Origin of the sequence: Pseudomonas sp. BN515 (assembly GCF_029873155.1) — a bacterium.
Classification (GTDB): domain Bacteria; phylum Pseudomonadota; class Gammaproteobacteria; order Pseudomonadales; family Pseudomonadaceae; genus Metapseudomonas.
Map to the genome: position 1 here is coordinate 1 of NZ_SSOH01000062.1, position 17,275 is coordinate 17,275.

At 66.6% G+C, this 17,275-nt stretch carries 10 protein-coding genes; 3 read left to right on the forward strand and 7 right to left on the reverse strand.

What is annotated here, in order from left to right:
• The coding region (locus tag E8E91_RS15445; RefSeq protein ID WP_280376587.1) for an Ig-like domain-containing protein at positions 1–8,709 on the reverse strand (8,709 nt) is incomplete at its 3' end.
• Between the two features lie 299 nt (positions 8,710–9,008).
• On the opposite strand from E8E91_RS15445, the gene E8E91_RS15450 reads away from it, so the two are divergent.
• Both E8E91_RS15450 and E8E91_RS15455 read left to right on the forward strand, forming a co-directional pair.
• A complete protein-coding gene (locus E8E91_RS15450; protein WP_280376590.1) occupies positions 9,009–9,596 on the forward strand; it encodes a tail fiber protein in 588 nt (195 codons plus the stop codon).
• Between the two features lie 18 nt (positions 9,597–9,614).
• Complete coding sequence (locus E8E91_RS15455; RefSeq protein WP_280376593.1) at positions 9,615–10,187, forward strand: tail fiber protein; 573 nt, start codon at positions 9,615–9,617, stop codon at positions 10,185–10,187.
• A gap of 22 nt (positions 10,188–10,209) precedes the next feature.
• Here E8E91_RS15455 and E8E91_RS15460 read toward each other — a convergent pair whose 3' ends face one another.
• Entirely contained in the window at positions 10,210–10,512 is a 303-nt protein-coding gene (locus E8E91_RS15460; protein WP_151132449.1) for a hypothetical protein, read from the reverse strand.
• A 91-nt stretch (positions 10,513–10,603) separates the two neighbouring features.
• On the opposite strand from E8E91_RS15460, the gene E8E91_RS15465 reads away from it, so the two are divergent.
• Positions 10,604–11,071, forward strand: a complete 468-nt coding sequence (locus E8E91_RS15465; RefSeq protein WP_280376596.1) for a GNAT family N-acetyltransferase — start codon at positions 10,604–10,606, stop codon at positions 11,069–11,071.
• Here E8E91_RS15465 and E8E91_RS15470 read toward each other — a convergent pair.
• From E8E91_RS15470 to E8E91_RS15490, 5 genes are read right to left on the reverse strand one after another with little or no spacing between them, the layout of a single operon-like run.
• Positions 11,059–12,036 carry a sulfotransferase family protein gene (locus tag E8E91_RS15470; RefSeq protein ID WP_280376597.1) on the reverse strand — a complete coding sequence of 326 codons (978 nt, stop codon included), beginning with the start codon at positions 12,034–12,036 and terminating at the stop codon, positions 11,059–11,061. The two genes, E8E91_RS15465 and E8E91_RS15470, sit on opposite strands and share 13 nt — an antisense overlap.
• The gene (locus E8E91_RS15475; protein WP_280376600.1) at positions 12,024–12,824 is read right to left on the reverse strand and encodes an aspartyl/asparaginyl beta-hydroxylase domain-containing protein; all 801 of its coding nucleotides are present in this window, start codon (positions 12,822–12,824) and stop codon (positions 12,024–12,026) included. Before E8E91_RS15475 ends, E8E91_RS15470 begins: the two co-directional genes overlap by 13 nt.
• 27 nt (positions 12,825–12,851) lie before the next feature.
• Complete coding sequence (locus E8E91_RS15480) at positions 12,852–14,948, reverse strand: HlyD family efflux transporter periplasmic adaptor subunit (protein WP_280376721.1); 2,097 nt, start codon at positions 14,946–14,948, stop codon at positions 12,852–12,854.
• Positions 14,945–16,264: an HlyD family efflux transporter periplasmic adaptor subunit gene (locus E8E91_RS15485; RefSeq protein ID WP_280376603.1), complete on the reverse strand. Its 1,320-nt coding sequence runs from the start codon at positions 16,262–16,264 to the stop codon at positions 14,945–14,947. Before E8E91_RS15485 ends, E8E91_RS15480 begins: the two co-directional genes overlap by 4 nt.
• A complete protein-coding gene (locus E8E91_RS15490; protein ID WP_280376606.1) occupies positions 16,261–17,040 on the reverse strand; it encodes an efflux RND transporter periplasmic adaptor subunit in 780 nt (259 codons plus the stop codon). Before E8E91_RS15490 ends, E8E91_RS15485 begins: the two co-directional genes overlap by 4 nt.
• Between the last annotated feature and the right edge of the window lie 235 nt (positions 17,041–17,275).

The window sequence follows — 17,275 nt, forward strand, 5'->3', positions numbered from 1 at the left end:
CACGGTGAAATCGGCGCTGGTCAGGCCGGTGACCGCTTCGCTGAAGGTGATGGTGACCGTGCTGCTCTCACCCGCCGCCAGCGCGCTGTCTGCGACCGTAATGGTGGCGGTCGGGCGCGCGGTGTCGATGGCGTAGGCATTGGAGACGGTGGTGTTCGCCCCGGTATTGCCCGCCGCGTCCTGCACACCGGTGTTGTCCAGCGTGATCAGGTTGCCGGTGCTGGTAGTCCCCGCCGTCGGCGTCAGGGTGGCCGTCCAGGTGATACCGCCGTCGCTGGAGCTAAGGCCGCTCAGCACACCGTTGGCCACGGTGAAGTCGGCGGTGGTCAGGCCAGTGACTGCCTCGCTGAAGGTGATGGTGACCGTGCTGGTCTCACCCGCCGCCAGCGCGCTGTCCGCAACGGTGATGGTCGCTGTCGGGCGCTGGGTGTCGATGGCGTAGGCGTTGGATGTGGTGGTGTTCGCCCCGGTGTTGCCCGCCGCGTCGGTGTAGCCGGAGGCGTCCAGGGTGATCTGGTTGCCGGTGCTGGTATTACCCGATGTCGGCGTCAGGGTGGCGGTCCAGGTGATGCCGCCGTCACTGCTGCTGAGGTTGCTCAGCACACCATTGGCCACGGTGAAATCAGCGGTGGTCAGGCCGGTGACCGCCTCGCTGAAGGTGATGGTGACGGTGCTGGTCTCGCCCACCGCCAAGGCATTGTCCGCGACCACTATGGTGGCGGTCGGCCGCGCGGTGTCGATGGCGTAGGCATTGGAGGCGGTGGTGTTCAGCCCGGTGTTACCCGCCGCGTCCTGCACGCCGGTGTTGTCCAGCGTAATCAGGTTGCCGGTGCTGGTAGTACCCGATGTCGGCGTCAAGGTGGCCGTCCAGGTGATGCCGCCGTCGCTGCTGCTGAGGTTGCTCAGCACGCCATTGGCCACCGTGAAATCAGCGGTGGTCAGGCCGGTGACTGCCTCGCTGAAGGTGATGGTGACGGTGGTGGTCTCACCCGCCGCCAATGCAGTATCCGCAAGCGTGATAGTGGCGGTCGGACGCTGGGTGTCGATGGCGTAAGCGCTGGAGGTCGCGTTGTTCGCCCCGGTGTTGCCCGCCACGTCGGTGTAGCCGGTGGCGTCCAGGGTGATCAGGTTGCCCGCGCTCACGCTGTTGGCCGTTGGGGTCAGGGTCGCGGTCCAGGTGATGCCGCCGTCGCTGGAGCTGAGGTTGCTCAGCACACCATTGGCCACCGTGAAATCGGCGACGTCCAGGCCGCTTACCGCCTCGTCGAAGGTAATGGTCACCGTCGCTGTCTCGCCCGCCTTCAGGTTGCTGTCGCTGAGCGAGATGCTGGCGGACGGCCGCACGCCGTCGACCACCAGAGCCTTGTTGGCACCCAGCGAACCGGCAGAGCCGGGGGCAGCCAGGGTGAGGATGGCATCCTGGCTGGCAGCGCCCTTGATAGTGCCGCCGTTGAGGGTCAGCGCCGCGGTGCTGGCATAGTCGAGATCGGCCGCAACGTCACCCGCCTGAACGGTGTAGCTGAAGGTCAGGGTATTGCTGCCCGAACCGGAAACGTAGTCGAGGGTCCGGTCAGTGGCACCGGTCTCCAACAGCAGCTGGGGGGTGCCGGTCACGTTGACATTGGCGTCGAAGGTCACCGTGATGGTGATGACATCGCCGATACCGTACTGGCCATTGCCGTTGCTGGACGTCACACCGGTCACCCTCGGGAAGATCGGGGTGGTCAGGGTAATGTCGTTGCCAGTGCCGCCGATGTAGCTGGCAGTCAGCACGGTGCCGTTGCCAGCGGATGCCTGGATGCCGCCCTCGGGGAGACCGCTGAAGTTGCCGGTCACGCCATCAGCGAGATCGTTGTCGATGATGGTGTAGGTATCGCCCTCCCCCGCCGCGTAGCCGTGGGTGACGGCCAGGGTGGCACCGCTCACGTCCACGGCTCCGTTCACCACGATCTGGTCATGGCCCGCGCCCGCGATCAGGCCATTGATCTGCAGTGCCAGGGTGCTGCCGGCGGCCATGCTGAGGGGGCCATTGATGGTGAGGATGCCCGCTGCGTTGCCGCCCGGGGCAAGCGTACCGCCGCTCTGCACCGTCACAGCACCGCCCAGCGTTCCGATACCGGCCAGGGTGGCACCGCTGCCCACGGTAGTAGCGCCGGCCGTGCTGCCGTTGACCACCAGGGTACCGGCGGAAACATTGGTGGTGCCGCTGTGGGTCTCGGTGCCGGTCAGCGTCAGGGTCTCGCTGCCGCTCTTGGTCAGCGTGGCGCCGCCGGAAATCACGCCGGACAGGGTGGTCGCCGCATCTGTCCGGATGGTCGCCCCACCCGACACGCTCACGTTGTTGTCGATGGTGGTAGCGCCGCCGATGGCCAGCGTGCCGCCGGCAAGCACCAGGTCGCCGCCGCCGAGGTTGGCGTCGGACGTCACCTTCAGGGTGCCGCCGAGCAGCGTGGTCGTGCCGGTGTAGGTGTTGTTGCCGGACAGGACCACGTCGGTGTGGTTGCCGGCGACCGAGTAGCCGTTCACGGTCAGGTTGCGCGCGCCGCCGCTTTCGCTGATGACGCCGCTGAAGGTGATGTTGTCGGCGCCCGTGGCCGGGGAGCCAGTGCGCAGCGTGGCATCACCGAGCAGCACGATGTCGTTGCTGAAGGTACGGCTGCTGCCGGCCACGCCGAGCGTGGAGCCTGCGGTCAGGTTGATCGTGCCACTGCCCAGGGTGCCGGTGCCGATCGCGGCCACCAGGCCAGTGCTGCCGGTCGAGGACAGGGTCAGCGGGCCGGTCAGGTTGCTGGCGTTGCTCAGGTAGATCTGGCTGTCGCCGGCATTGAGGCTGAACGCGCCGCTGCCGCTCATCGCGCCGCCGAGGCTGATCACCACGCCGGTGCCGCTGCCGGTGGCGTCGAGCGCGACCGTGCTGATCACCTGGGTCGTGCGGTTGAGCGTGAAGGTGCTGTTGGCATTGATCGCCAGCGTGCCGCCGGCGAGCTTGAGGATGCCGCCGCCGATCTGGTTGGCCGAGGTAACCACCGTCTTGCCGTTGACCTGGCCGAAGGTCCAGTTGCTGGCGCTGTTGCCGGTGTTGGTCAGGTTGAGCGTGCCGCTGCCGCTCTTGAAGAAGTCGCCGCTGCCGGTGATCAGGCCCGACAGCGTGGCCTCGATGCCGAAGCCCAATTCGATGGCGCCGGAGCGGCTGGTGATGTCGAACGCGTTGTCGATGGTCTGGCCGTTGGTGGTGACCGAGAAGGTGCCGCCGTAGACGCTCACCAGGCCGCTGCCGAGGTTGCTGTCGCTGCCGACCGCCAGGATGCCCTCGCCCAGCGTGGTGGTGCCGGTGTGCGCGCTGGTGCCGCTCAGCGTCAGGGTGCCCAAAAGGCCGGTCTTGCTCAGTGTGCCACCGCCGGAGAACACGCCCGAGGCGGTCCAGTCGAAGTTGGCATTGAGCGTGCCGCCACCAGTGCCGAAGGCCATGGCGTTGTCGACCGTGACGCCGCCGGAGGTGATGTCGAAGGTGCCGCCGTCGAACTGCAGCGCGCCGCTGCCAAGGGCGTCGTCGTTGCCGATTGCCAAGGTGCCGCCGTTGAGCGCGATGGCGCCCGAGTAACCGGCCTCGTTGCCGGTGCTGGTCAGCGTCAGCGTGCCAGCGCCGGTCTTGGTCAGCGTGCCGCTGCCGGCCAGCGTGCTGGCGATGGTGGCGGTGTCGGTCAGGCCGTTGTTGAGGGTGAAGGCGCCGCCCAGCGTGATCGTGCTACCGGTGATGACGAGGCCGTTGGCGCCGTCGAGGTCGAGGGTATCGCCCGCGCCGCCGGTGACGCCGCTGCCGAGGGTGATGGTGCTGTTATCGGCCAGTACCACGCGAATCGTGTCGGCACCGCCCTGGGCCGCGCCGCGTGCCAGCGCTTCGCGCAGGCTGAAACCGTCCGCCGCGTCGCCGCCGGCGTCGTCGTTGCTCTGGTCGACGTAGATGGTGTCGCAGGTCAGCGTGACGTCGCTGTTGACCGTGCCGCCCAGGCTGTCGGTGAGCGCGAAACGGATGTTCGCGTCGCCGTATGGCGTGGCGTTGTTGTAGCTGATGTTGCGTACCACGTCCTGCACCAACCCGGTGGACGCCGGGAGGCTGCTGCCGGTGAAGGTGATGGTCAACACGCCGCCGGCGTAGTTGTAGGTCGCGAAGGTGAGACCGGCGAACTGCAGGTCGCCGCTGGAGGCATTGCCATTGACGCTGAAGTTGGCGTTGCTGAGGTCGAAACCGAACAGGTCGTTGGCGCTCGGGTCAGCGCTACCGCTGGTATAACGCTGCACCACCAGGCTGCCGCCGTTCCAGTTCGCCAGGTCGTCTTCGGCGTCGCTGACCACAGCGTTGCCGCCGGCGTCGAGCACCACCGTGGTGCCGGGGGTATAGGGCGTACTGTCGCCGTCGAGACCAGTCACCACTGGAGTGCTGTTGGTTGGCGCCGTCAGGGTGAAGTCGTTGCCGGTGCCGCCGGTGTAGCTGGCAGTCAGCACGGTACCGTTGCCGCTGGCGGTCAGGGTGCCGCCTTCGGCGAGGCCACTGAAGTTGCCGGTAACGCTGTCGCTGAGATTGTTGTCGATCAGGGTATAGACGTCGCCGAAGCCGGGCGCGTAGCCATGGGTGACGGCCAGGGTGGCGCCGGAAACGTTCACCGTGCCATTGACCACTACCTGGTCGTACTGGGTGCCAGCCGTGGTGCCGTTGATCTCGACCGCCAGGATGCTGCCCGCGTTCATCTGCAGGTTGCCGTTCACCGTCAGGGTGCCGGCGCTGTTGCCCGGCGACAGGGTGCCGCCGCTCTGGACCGTCACATTGCCACCCAGGATGCCGCTACCGGCCAGCGTGGCGCCGCTGACCACAGTGGTCGCACTGGTGGTGCTGCCATTCACCGCCAAGGTACCGGCGGAAACGGTGGTGGTACCCGAGTAGTTGTTGCCGCCCGACAGGGTCAGCGTGCCGCTACCGGTCTTGGTCAGGGCGCCGGTGCCGCCGATCGCGCCGCTCAGGCTGACGGCCAGGCCGGAGCCCACCGAGACGCTGCCGGCGCTCGCGCCCAGCGTGATCGCATTGTCGACGGTCCCGGCGCTGGTGACCGACAGCGTGCCGTCGTTCAGTTGCAAGGTTCCGCTGCCCAGGTTGGCGTCACCGGCGATCGCAACCGTGCCGCCGCTCAACACCTGCATCCCCCAGCTCTGCCCGCTGTTGGTGCCGGACAGCGTGAAGGTGCCGCCGCCATCCAGCGTCAGGGTGCCGGAGCCGGTGATGGCGCCGGAGAAGGTGCTGCTGGTGCCGTTGATGCCGACCGTCAGCGCGGAGCTACCGAGGGCCACGGTACCGGCGCCGGACAAGACGTCGATGGTCTCGTCGGCCGCGACGGTCAGGGTCGCGCCGGACGCCACCGTAACCGACGTGTTGTCATCCAGCGCGCCGCCGACGCGGTTGAGCACCAGTCCGCCCGCCGACACGTTGGTGGCACCGGTGTAGCTGTTGTTGCCGGTCAGCGTCAGCGTGCCGCTGCCCTGCTTGGTGATGCCGAACCCCGAGCCCGAGATCACACCGGCATAGCTGGTGCTGGTGTTGTCGCCGCCGGCGGTCAGCGCGGCGTTGAGTACCACGCTGCCGGTGCCTGCGAGGGAGCCGATGGTCTCGGCAGTGGCGATGGTCAGTACGGTGCTGCCCGACTGCGTCACCGCACTGCTGTTGCCAAGCGCCGAGCCGCCGCTCAGTGTCAGGCCGCCGCCCGTGAGGTTGACGGCACCGCTGTGGGTGTTGCTGCCGGACAGGGTCAGCGTGCTGGCGCCGGTCTTGGTCAGAGTGCCGCTGCCGCTGAGAACGCCGCTGACGGTGGCATTGGCGCTGGTGGAAATGGCCGCAGCGGAAGCCAGCGCAATGGCGTTATCGATCGTGGTGGCGCCGGTGATGGCCAGGGTGCCGCCGTTCAGCGTGACCTGACCGGAACCCAAGTGGTCGTCGTTGGCGATCGACAGCGTACCGGCGGTGATGGAGGTACCGCCGGTATGGCTCGCCTCGTTGCCGTTGTTGGACAGCGTCAGCATGCCGCTGTCGGTCTTGTTCAGGCTGAACGGTCCGCTCAGGGCGCCAGTGAGGGTCAGGGTGCTGATGGAGGCGGCGCTGATGTCGGCATCGCCCACCAGGGTAACGTTGCCACTGATGGTCGAAGAGCCGGAGACCAGGTGAATGGCACCGTAATTGGCGGAGGACACCGACGTGCCGCTACCGCTCACCACGAAGCTTTCGGCGACGGTCAAGCCGCTGGCGATACGCACCGTAGCGCCATTGCTGACGGTAGTCCCGCCGGCCGTCGTACCAAGAGCGTTAGCGTGGCTGACAAGCAGGGTGCCGCCCGTGACGTTGGTGGCACCGGTGTAGGTGTTGTTGCCGCTGAGCTGAAGGATCGACGGACTCGTTTTGGTCAGGCTGCCGCTGCCGGAAATCACGCCAGAGAAATTGGCAATGTTGGCACCGCTGCCACCGGCGACGCTGATGGTGCCGCCGCCCGCGCCCAGGGTGATGGCGTTGGTGAAGGTGGTGGACGTTCCCGCCGCGCCCGTCACAGTCATGGCCAGGGTGCCGCCATCCAGTGTCAGGTTCCCGGTCGACAGACGCGACCCAGTGTCGGCGGTGATCGTTCCGCCCGTGACCGACACGGCCCCGGACCAACCGGTGTTATTGCTAGTGGACCCGAGCGTCAGGGTGCCAGCGCCGGATTTGGCCAGTGCGCCAGTCCCTGCGAAGGTGCTGTTGACGGTCGCGGTGTCGCCGCTCCCATTTACGAAGCTCAGCGTGGTACCACCACCCAGGGTGATGATGCTGCCGGTGATGTTCAGGCCCGAAGCCGAATCGGCGTTGAGGGTCAGACTTTCGTTGATGGCCAGGTCACCGGCCAACGATACGGTGCTGTTGAAATTGCTGCTGAAGATCAGCGTCTGGCTGCCTGTGGCGTCTTGAGCGGCAATCGCCACCGCCTCGCTGATGCTCACGCCGTTAGCCGCGTTGATCGTGGCGGTGTCAGTGGTGTTGGTGATGTAGATGGTGTCGCTGGTGACCGTGGTATCGGCCGTGGCGCTGGAGGCGCCGTCGCTCAGGGTGAAACGCACCGTCGCATCGCCGGCCGGGGTGTCGCTGCGGTAGGTGATATGTCGCGCCACGTCGTTGACCAGCGCGGTGGTGGCTATTGCGCTGCTACTGGTGAAGGTGATGTTCAGCACACCGCCAGTATTGGTGAAGGTGGCGAAGGTGTTGTTATTGAACTGCAGGTTATTTCCGCTGACGGTGAACAGCGCGCCCGAGGTATTGAAGCCGAAGATATCGCTGGAAACCGCACCGCTGGGACGTTGCAGGGTCAGGCTGGCGCCGGCCCAGTTACCGGCGCCGCCGTTGAGGGCGCTCAATTCCGTATCAGCCACTGTGGCGTTGCCGCCAACGTCCAGCGTCACGGTGCTGCCGACGCCAGCCCAGGCCACGCTGTCGCCATTGACGTCGCCGAGGGTCGGCGCGGCATTGGCGGGAGAAGTCGTGAAATTGAGGAAGTCTATGTCGGCAGGCCAGCCCTCATCTGGATCAGCTCCCGGAATGACGTCCAGGAACTTCACGGTGAAAGAGGTGATGTTCTGCAAGTTGGTGGTGATGACAATGACCTCACCGGGCTGACTCGTTATCAGGTCGCTGGTGACCTTGGCGGCCTCGTTACCGGTCGGGTATATCTCAAACTGGTAATCGCCGAAGTTGCCGGCAAGTGGCCGCACCGAGATGCTGTCGAGATTGAACGCGGTGCCAGAGATACTGGAGATGGTGAACGCGACGGGTGGCGAATTGAACGCGTTTGTATCGACGTTCAGATATATGGAGTCAGCCGTGCCCAGCAAGTCACCGGGGTCCTGGCTGTCCGAATAGCTCCAATCGTCAGTACCGTTGTTTAACCAGCCCTGGTTCAGCGTAACGGTGGCCAGCAGGCCGTCATAGCCGGGCGCCGCATCCTGCCAGAGCGAAGCGGTCTCCAGGCTTCCCACCTGCGCCTCGAGCGACCAGTCCCCACCCTTGGCAAGCCCCCCAGTGGCATCACTGGAAGCCGCCACATCGGCTGACGAGAGGCTGGCGATCTGCTGGATCAGGGTCTGGCCGGAACCCTTGGCCACGTCGCAGCCATAGATCAGGATATCGCCGTCCGACTTCAGCGAATCGCCGATGGCGGCCAGGTCGTCCGCACGCTGCTGGACGCTGCCCATGTCCAGCACCGAAGTGCCGAGCAGCACCTGCCCTTCCGAGCCGTGGCTGATGATATGGATAGCATCGATGCCGCTGCGGCCGTCCAGGTAGTCGGCGATCTGCTGCAGGCCATCCTTGCTGCTGTCGAGTACCACCACCTCGGTGCCCGGCTTGATGGCCGCAACCAGTTGCTGGTAGTCCTTGACGCCGTTATCGACGAACACCACTTCCTGGCGCTGGTCGCCGGTGCCTCCAGTGGGAGTGGCGGCCAGGCCGTCATGGGACGAGTTCTCGGCCGCAGCGGTGTCCTGCGCGTCAGGGGTGTCGGTGGGCTGGCTTGCCGCGGTATCGGCAACGGTGGCGGCGACAGCGCCGTCGAACATCATGCGAGGTTCGAGGGGCAGAGCCAGGGGAGAACGGACGTCGGCCTGGGACGGGCGGCCGGATACTTTATTCTTGTTCGACCAGAACATGCTGTGCGCTCCCTGTCGGTGACTCTGCACTGCCTGATTAGTCCTACGATGTTATTTGCTTTTTCCTACTCTGGAAATGGCTTTCAGCCATCAGCCTGCCATCAATGACCAAGAAGTCTTAAAGCGCCCTGTTTTACTTCGTTTGAGTCACAGAATCGACGTTTCCCTGTGCTAAAGAACATGAGGCGAAAGGAAATTTCGTCTATCGTTCACCGCGCGCAGGGAAGTGCCATTCTATTGCCAGTACTTCCTTGCCTATTCCAATAAAGCCTCACACACGCAAGGAAGGAATCAGTCTCATGAGTGACCAGTCCTATCTCGGCTCGATCAGCGGTTGGGCCCCCAATTTCGCTCCCCGTGGCTGGGCGTTCTGCCAGGGGCAGACAATCTCCATCGCTCAATACAGCGCCCTGTTCTCGCTCCTCGGCACCGCCTACGGCGGTAACGGCCAGACCACCTTCTGCCTGCCGAACCTGCAAGGTCGCGTGCCCGTCGGCGCGGGCCAGTCCCCCGGCACCTCCCTGTACACCCTGGGCGAGATGGCCGGTACCGAGTCGGTCACCCTGACCACCGCGCAGATGCCCGCCCACACCCACGTCGCTACCGCGACCGCCACCGCCTCCCTGCCCGCCAGCACTGCGGCGGCAACTTCGGCTACGCCGGCCGCGGACAGCGTACTGGCCGCCGCCAATGGCGCCTCGGGCCGCACGCCCGTGGATGTGAAGATCTACGCCCCGGCCCCTGGCTCGGTGAACCTTCCCCTGTCCAGCGCAGCCACCGTCAACGTCCAGGCTGCCGGCAGTAGCCAGCCTTTCTCCATCCTGCAGCCGTTCACCGTGATCAACTACATCATCTGCATGGAAGGGGTCTTCCCCTCCCGCAACTGACGGCGCGAGGACTCACGAATGGATATCGAAAGTTACCTCGGTGTGATCGCGCCCTTCGCCGGCAACTTCGCACCACGGAACTGGATGACCTGCAGCGGCCAGTTGTTGTCGATCCAGCAGAACCAGGCGCTGTTCGCCCTGCTGGGCGTCACCTATGGCGGCAACGGCGTCCAGAACTTCGGCCTGCCCAACCTCAACGGACGGGCAGCGGTCGGGCAAAGCGCCCAGCAGCCCCTCGGCCAGATGGCCGGTTCGGAAAACGTCACGCTGACCACGCTCAACCTGCCCACCCATACCCACGGCGCCACCGCCGAGGCGACTGTGGTGCTGCAGTCGTCCACCACGGCGGCCGCCTCCGAGCAGCCTGCGGCGGACGCCACCCTGGCCCAGGCGCAGGGCGCCTCGGGCCGTACCGGTGTGACCGTGCAGATCTACGCTCCGGCTCCGGGAAGCGTCGAACTGCCCGTGCAGGCGGGCCTTCAGGTAACGCTGGAGCTCAGCGGCCAGAACCTGCCCACCGGCGTGGTGCAGCCGTTCCTGGCATTGACCCAGTGCATCTGCACCCAGGGCGTGTTCCCAAGTCGCAACTGACCCGGGCTGCCCGCTGCCAGGCCTAGTTGAACTGGGCCTGGTAGTGGCGCTGACCGTCGAGGGGAGAAACGATCGGGCTGAGGTGCAGCAAATACTCCTTGCCGCTGGCGCTCTTCAGGCGGTATTGCGCTTCCAGCAGGAGCACGCTCATCGGCGTGGTGAAGATCAGCGAGAATGGCGTGCGGAATCCCGGGTTGGGAGCACTGCCTTCCACCAGCCGCAGCAAGGTCAGCTGCACAGGCTCGGGCACCGTCTCGGCGGTGAACACCTGGCCAACCTCGGAGGCGAACATCTTTGCGGTAAGGCCCTGGGTTTCGATGAACATCTGGTCACTCCCTGATCGTTAGGAATTCAGGCACGGGCCTGGGCGGTAGAGGAAATTACAGCAGCGCATGATCGAGATAAAGACGGCTGACATGCTGACCAAGCGGGCCGCCACTGCGGCCGACGAGCCCTGGATGCGCCAGCTCTTCGCCCAGTTGCGCGGGCTGGACCCGGCCATGATCGCCGCCTGCCCCGCCCTCCTCGAACAGCAGTGGCAGCTCCAGCAACGCGTCTTCGCCAGCCACTATCCCGAGGCCCACACGGAACTGGTGCTGCTGGACGATGCGCCCATCGGGCTCATTACCCTTCATGAAGGCGCCAGCACCATTCGCGTGCTGGAAATCGGCCTGGAGGCCCGTTACCGGGGGCGCGGCTACGGTCAATGGCTGCTGGGGAATCTCACCCGCCGCGCAGACCGGCAAGGCAAAGCGCTCGAGCTGGCGGTCATGGCGCACAACCCCGCTATCCACCTTTACCAGCGCCTGGGATTCCGCACCCTGCCCGCAAGCGCGGACGAGGTGCAGTTGCAGATGCGCCGCGCCCCCGTTCAGCGCGACTGATCCAGGCGCAGCGACTCCAGTGCCTGGTAAGGCCCTTCCGCCCAGCGAGACACTGCATCGCGCAAGGCGGCCGGGGCCGAATCGCGTTTCTGCTGCGTGTCCGCCGCGAAGGTCTCACCCGGCCGCTTGGCATTCTGCCGGCTGGCAGCCATGACCACCTCCAGCTGATCCGGAGCCAGCCGCAACCGCTCGCGCAGCCGGCCCACCGCAGCGTGGGGCAGCTCGCTGTAATTGAGCGCCAGCCCGTCGTATTCCCGGCACATCACGGCCGCCTGCTCCAGCAGGCGGCCCAGCCGTCGGACGATGTAGTCCTCCCGTGGCACCGTGGCTTCCCCCGCCTCGTTCAGCGGTGAAACCCCGAGCTGTCCGGGAATCATGTGCATGCCGGGCATCCGCAGGTGCGACGCGGCGATCTCCAGGGGATCGCGATAGAGGAACACCCAGGGCGTCTCCGGGAAGCAGCGCCGCAGGATGGGTAATTCGAACAGGTTCCAGGCATCCAGTTTGACCACCAGGTGCCGCGCCGAAGGCGTGGGGGCCTGACCCAAAGCCGACAGCATCGCGACCACGCCGGCCTCCTGGGCACAGCCGACGAGACCGTCCTGATAATGGCCGCGCAGCAGGCTGTCCAGAGGCGGAGGCTCGGACAGGACCACATGGCTGTCCAGGCAGGCCAGCATCTGCGCGATCAGGGTAGAGCCGCAGCGGGAGGCGTGAAAAACGAACGCATCTGGCGCCAGGCCTGGGCTTTCGGCCTGCCAGTCCAGCAGCGTCTGGAGGCTGGTCTCGCGCCGAAACGCCTGGTTGAAGGGCAGGCGCAGAGCCTGGTCCACGTCGTCGCGAAAGAAGGGCCGGGTCAACCGCTGCTCGCCAAACCAGCACCAGTCCACCCGCCACTCGCCCGCCTGCTGCCAGGTTCGGATGGGCAGCCAGCCGCTGAAATCTTCCGGGTTCATGCTCGCCATTGATCGTTCCATGCCCGCTTGCCCTGACGCATCGCGGTCAGGACTTCCGCTTCAGAAAAATACAGGTCGTGCTCGGCGCCCAGGGCGACTGCCGCACGCTGAAACTCACCCACGTCGGTCAGTGCGCGCAGGCGCCGGGCCAGCTGCGCATCCCGCTCCACCAGCTCGCGGAACCGCGCGAAGGCCTGCTCCGCCCTCCCCGGCCGCAGCGCGGGTGTGTCGGGCAGTCCCTGTTCGATGAGCCCAAGCAGCCAATCGTTGGGCTGGCAATCCAGCACCAGGTGAATGCGCTCGCCCGGCCCGGGGTTATCCACACGATGCGGGCGGGACAGATCGAGGAACCAGCATTGCCCCGGTTGCATGGGCGCTTGCAGGCCATCGACGAGGAACTCCACGCCTTCCGGACTCAGCAGCGGCACATGCAGGCGCAGGTCGCTGCCGGGCATGCCGAGGTCAGGGTCGCAGTGCTCGTGGATGCGCGAGCCCGGCCCCAGGCGCAGCAAGCGCGCACTGCGTACGGTGGTGTGGAAGGCATCCAGCAACTCGTTCCAGGCAGCCTCTCGCTGCCACCAGCCACTGCGAACCGGCGCGCCCTGTCCGGGAGCCAGAGGCAGCGGCGCATCGTCTGGGGCGATCAGGGCGACACCGCTCCAGTCACCCTCGTAGTAGCTGGTGTTGAAATGGCCCTGCCACGCGGCTTCGTCGATTCGCCCCAGGGCTTCCAGCAGGGGCGCCAACGCGAATGACAGAGGCAGGCGCGAACAGATGGGCAGTGTCGGCATCGGCATTGAATCGTCCTTGTTCCCGGCTGTTGTTCAGAAACCGCTTTCCCTCACCCCCAGCGCCGCCAGCCGGCGCCAGGCGAAACCGAGGACCGACTGCCCTTCTCCATCCAGCACCACCACGCCGCGTAGCGGCTGGGCCGGGTGGATGGCGTCGTCCAGCAGGCTCAGGCGCACGCCGTACTGGGCCTGCACCGGCTCGGCGCGGTGCTGGGCATCGCGGCGCACGGCGATGGGGCCGTGATGATCGGAACTGAGGGCTTCCAGCTCCAGATAGGCGACGCCGGTGGCATCCACCTCCTCCAACCGCACCGGAATAGCGGGGCGCGCCGGGTCGTCGGCGATGAAGCGACCTTCCGCCCCCGGCTGCACGCGCCAGAGATATTCCTCGGCCAGGTAGCCGCGCAGTCGCTGGCCAGGTTCCACCACTCGCGCCAGGGCCTCCTGCGGGCTTAGCCAACGCCCAACCGTGAGATCGGGCAGCAGGTCGCGCACGACGCCGCCCTGGGGTGCACGCAGTTGCAAGCGTTCGCGCTGGGCAGCCAGGCCGCGGTACTCGGCTACGGCCTCGGCCAGTCGCTGTTCAAGGATGCCGGCGTCGGCGGCGGTTTCACTTCGCCCGGCCTGGCGGCGCAGTTGCAGTTGGAGGATTTCGATCTCGCGGCGAACGATGGACTGGCGCGAATCCAGGTCAGGGGATTCCAGTTCCAGCAGCAGAGTGCCCTGCTCCACCGTCTGACCATCCTTCACCTGTAACGCCTTCAGCCGTGCGGCCACAGGCGCATGCAGGGCCGTGGCACGGGAGGCTTCGAGTAACGCAGGGACCTCGACCGAACTGCGCCACGGCAGCACCAGCAGGGCCAGCAGCACCAGCAGTCCACTGCCGGTCAGCAGTACCTTGCGCGGGTTCGCCTGATCGCGGCGCTGCCACCACTCCAGCAGCTCCTTCCAAATCGGCAGGCCGATGAACCAGACCAGCTCCACCAGCATCAGGAAGATGCCCAGCACCTTGAAGAACAGGTGATACACCGCCAGCGCGATACCGAAGAACAGCACGGCGCGCCACAGCCAGGAACCGTAGCCCCAGATCAGCAGGCGCCGGGCCATGGCCGGCGACCAGGGCTCCGGCACCGGCTCGCCGTAGCCGAACAGCATTTCGCGCAGACGCCAGCGGCACAGGGCGAAGGCTCGCGTCTGCAGGTTATCCACACCCCAGAGATCGGTGAGCAGGAAGTAGCCATCGAAACGCATGAAGGGGTTGAGGTTGATCAGCAGCGTGGTGATCCAGGTGGCGCTGGCCAGCATGAAGGCCGAGGTACGCAGCGGGCCGTCCGGCAGCAGCGACCAGGCCAGCAGCGCCAACACCGCCAGTACCAGTTCGGCGAGCACACCACCGGCGCCGATCAACAACCGCGAGCGCCTGTCATTGACCCGCCAGGCGTCGCTGACGTCGGTGTAGAACATCGGCAGCAGCACCATGAAGGCCAGGCCCATGCTCTGCACCCGGCAGCCAGCGCGCTTGGCCATGAAGGCATGGCCGAATTCGTGGCAGAGCTTGGCGAAGGTCAGGGCCACGCCAAAGGCCACCGCCCCACCGAGGCTGAACAAGTGCGGGAAGGTGGCGATGAAGCGCTGCCAGTCGCGCGCCACCAGGAACAGCCCGAGGGCGAACACCAGCGGCAGGCCCCAGCGCAGCATCCACGGGCCGTTGCGCTCCAGCACGGGCCAGGCGCGATTGAGGAAGGCGTCCGGGCGCCACAGCGGAATGCGGAAGAACAGGTATTGATGCAGCACGCGCTTGCCCAGGCTCTGGTGCTGGGCGCCCGCCTTTATCGCGTAGCTGGCGCGCTGATCCTCGTCCGACGCGGCGATCAGGTCATGCCCGCGAAGAAAGCGCAGCATTTCGTCCAGTTCAGCACCGCCCAGGGGCAGGCCCGGCTCGGCGTTGGCGGCCTCCAGTACCCGCTGCGGATCGCTCAGCGCCCAGTGGCGCAGCAAGCGCACGGCGGCAGCGCCCAGCTTGAAGTAGCGACCGCGCAAGGGGTCGGCCAGGGTCCACTGGGGAGCGCCGTCCAGGCCGGGCGCGGCCGGTGACAGCTGCAGGTCAGGACGCAGTGCCGGCAGCATCAGAAGCCCAGGCTCTGGCGTGCGGCGGCCAGAGGCCGGCGCAGCAGGTAATAGGCCAGCGGCGCGCGCTCACCGAACAGCTTGGCGGTGCCACGCAGGCCGATGCGCGGCGGCGCGTCGAGGAAGGCCGCATCGAGGCGGTAGGCCAATTGCCCAGCGGCGGTGCCCTGGGCTTCGTAGGCCGCACGTTCGAGGCGCGCGGCATGGCGGTTGAGCGGGTCGCTGTCGAGGAACAGCGCCACCTCGGCACCGGGTTGCAGGGCGATGGCGTCCCCCACCGGCAGCTCGATGCGCAATTCGGCCTGGGCGGGGTCGGCGATCTGCATCAGTCGCTCACCGGTCTGTACCGGCTTGCCTGTGAGGCGCTCGGCATCGGCGAACACTGCAATGCCGGCACGCTCGGCGCGCACTTCGCTGCGGGCCAGGAGTTCTCGGGCGTAGTCGCGCTCGGCGCGTTTCTGCTCCACCCGTGCCGCCAGCAGGTCGATGCGCGAACTGGATTCAACATCGGCGAAGGCGCGCTGGGTGTTGGCCTTGAGCTCGGCCTCGGCTACGCCCAGGGTACGCTCGGCAACGTCCGCCTGGGCCTTCAGGCTGGTGGCGTCGAAGCGCACCAGCAGGTCACCGGCAGCCACATTCTGGTTGGGTTTGACCAGGAACTCGGCAATCACCCCATCCAGCGGCGCAGCCACCACCCGGCCGCCCTGTGGCACCACTTCGGCCGGTGCCAGCACCGATTGGCGTACCGGAATCAGGAGCAACAGACACAGGCCACCGGCGATGGCCAGCAGCTTCTTCTTCGGCCAGCGCAGGCGCCAGGGCTTGCGAGGCTGCAAGGCCAGCCAGGCGTGGGCATAGGTATCGCCGAGCTGGGTCAGCAGGGTCAGCTCGGCCTCGTTGAAGGGGTGTTCACGCGCCAGCCAGAGCCCGCCGAAGATTTCGCCGTGGCGGTCCTTCAAGGGCACCCAGCAGGCCTGCGGGGCGGACAGCGCCTGCCAGTCGGCGCGGGACTGCTCGTCGAGCAGCGCGGCATCGACGCTGCAGGTCTGGTCCAGCACCGCCTGGTCCAGCAGTCGCCCGGCGGCTCGCTCGACGAAGGCCACGAAGGGGGCGTTGGGTTCCACCACGCTGATTCCGGTCAGTGCCTGCACCTTGCCGGCGATCAGCAGCGCCGCGTGGCGGAAGCCGAACAGCGCCTGGCCGTCATTGACCATGGCGAAGGCCAGTTGCTCGGTACTGGCCGCCTGGCGCGCCTGCTTCTCCAGCCCGAGGAAGAGCGCGAAAACCCGCTCGGCTGCACCGGGCGTGGCTGCGTTCATGGCCTCTCCGGGAAGCGCGCTGTGCCGCTCATGCCAGCCAGCAGGCCGTCGGCATCGGCCGGCAGACCGCCAATCAGCAGCAGGGTCTGGCTGCCCTCGTCGATCCGCGCGCCCAGGCGCTTGATCACCGCATGCAGCGGTTTACCGGTTTCATCGGGAACGAATTCGAACGCCTGCTCGGGCTTGAGCTTGCTCAACCAGCGCGAGGGCACCAGCAGGTGGATCTCCAGGGTGCGGTTGTCCACCACATCCAGCAGCGGCGCGCCACTGGCGACGCTCTCATGGGGTTGCACCTTGCGCGCCACCACCTGCCCGTCGAAGGGGGCCTTCACCTGGCAGCGCTGTACCTGCACCTGGTAGACCTGCGCTTCGGCCTGGGACTGCGCCTGGCGTGCCTCGGCCAGGGCCACTTCGAAGCGGCCCACCGAGTTCAGGGCGGCCAGTTGCTGCTTGTTCTTCAGTTCTTCGCGGGCGGCACGCACGGCGGAATTGGCGGCGTTGAGCTGGGCCTGGTAGGCGCTGCAGTCGAAGCGCACCAGCACCTCGCCCTTCTTGAACGCCTGGCCTTCGGCATAGGGCATTTCGACGATGCGCCCGGCCAACTCGCTGGCCAGCACCGCCTGGTTGCGCGCACGCAGCACGCCTCGGGCTTCGCTGCCGGAAGCGGTCGCCGCAGCGGGGACGTCGAGCAAGGGATCCTGCGCGGGCGGCTCCTCCGCCCACGCGGTAGCGACCAGCCCAACCAAGCCCAACAACGTCCACAGCGTGCGTTTCATCAAGGCCATTCCCTGGAAAGAAGTGGGCAAGAGTCTATGAGAGCTGTCGGACAATAGGAATCTGGTCCGAGGAATTATCTTGCCATCAGAGAGGTCTTTGCCGCCGAGTGGCGGGTGGATATGCGCGGGCCAGCAGGATGAAGCCGATCCGGTAGGGTGCGCCGTGCGCACCGGCGGTTTGACGTGCTGCCAAAACCGATCCCGGAATCGGTGCGCACGGCGCACCCCAAGATCC

Bases quoted from the DNA above. Each gene is read 5' to 3' on its own strand.
- E8E91_RS15450 (WP_280376590.1), top strand. From the start codon at position 9,009: ATGAGTGACCAGTCCTATCTCGGCTCGATCAGCGGTTGGGCCCCCAAT.
- E8E91_RS15455 (WP_280376593.1), top strand. From the start codon at position 9,615: ATGGATATCGAAAGTTACCTCGGTGTGATCGCGCCCTTCGCCGGCAAC.
- E8E91_RS15460 (WP_151132449.1), bottom strand. From the start codon at position 10,512: ATGTTCATCGAAACCCAGGGCCTTACCGCAAAGATGTTCGCCTCCGAG.
- E8E91_RS15465 (WP_280376596.1), top strand. From the start codon at position 10,604: ATGCTGACCAAGCGGGCCGCCACTGCGGCCGACGAGCCCTGGATGCGC.
- E8E91_RS15470 (WP_280376597.1), bottom strand. From the start codon at position 12,036: ATGGCGAGCATGAACCCGGAAGATTTCAGCGGCTGGCTGCCCATCCGA.
- E8E91_RS15475 (WP_280376600.1), bottom strand. From the start codon at position 12,824: ATGCCGATGCCGACACTGCCCATCTGTTCGCGCCTGCCTCTGTCATTC.
- E8E91_RS15485 (WP_280376603.1), bottom strand. From the start codon at position 16,264: ATGAACGCAGCCACGCCCGGTGCAGCCGAGCGGGTTTTCGCGCTCTTC.
- E8E91_RS15490 (WP_280376606.1), bottom strand. From the start codon at position 17,040: ATGAAACGCACGCTGTGGACGTTGTTGGGCTTGGTTGGGCTGGTCGCT.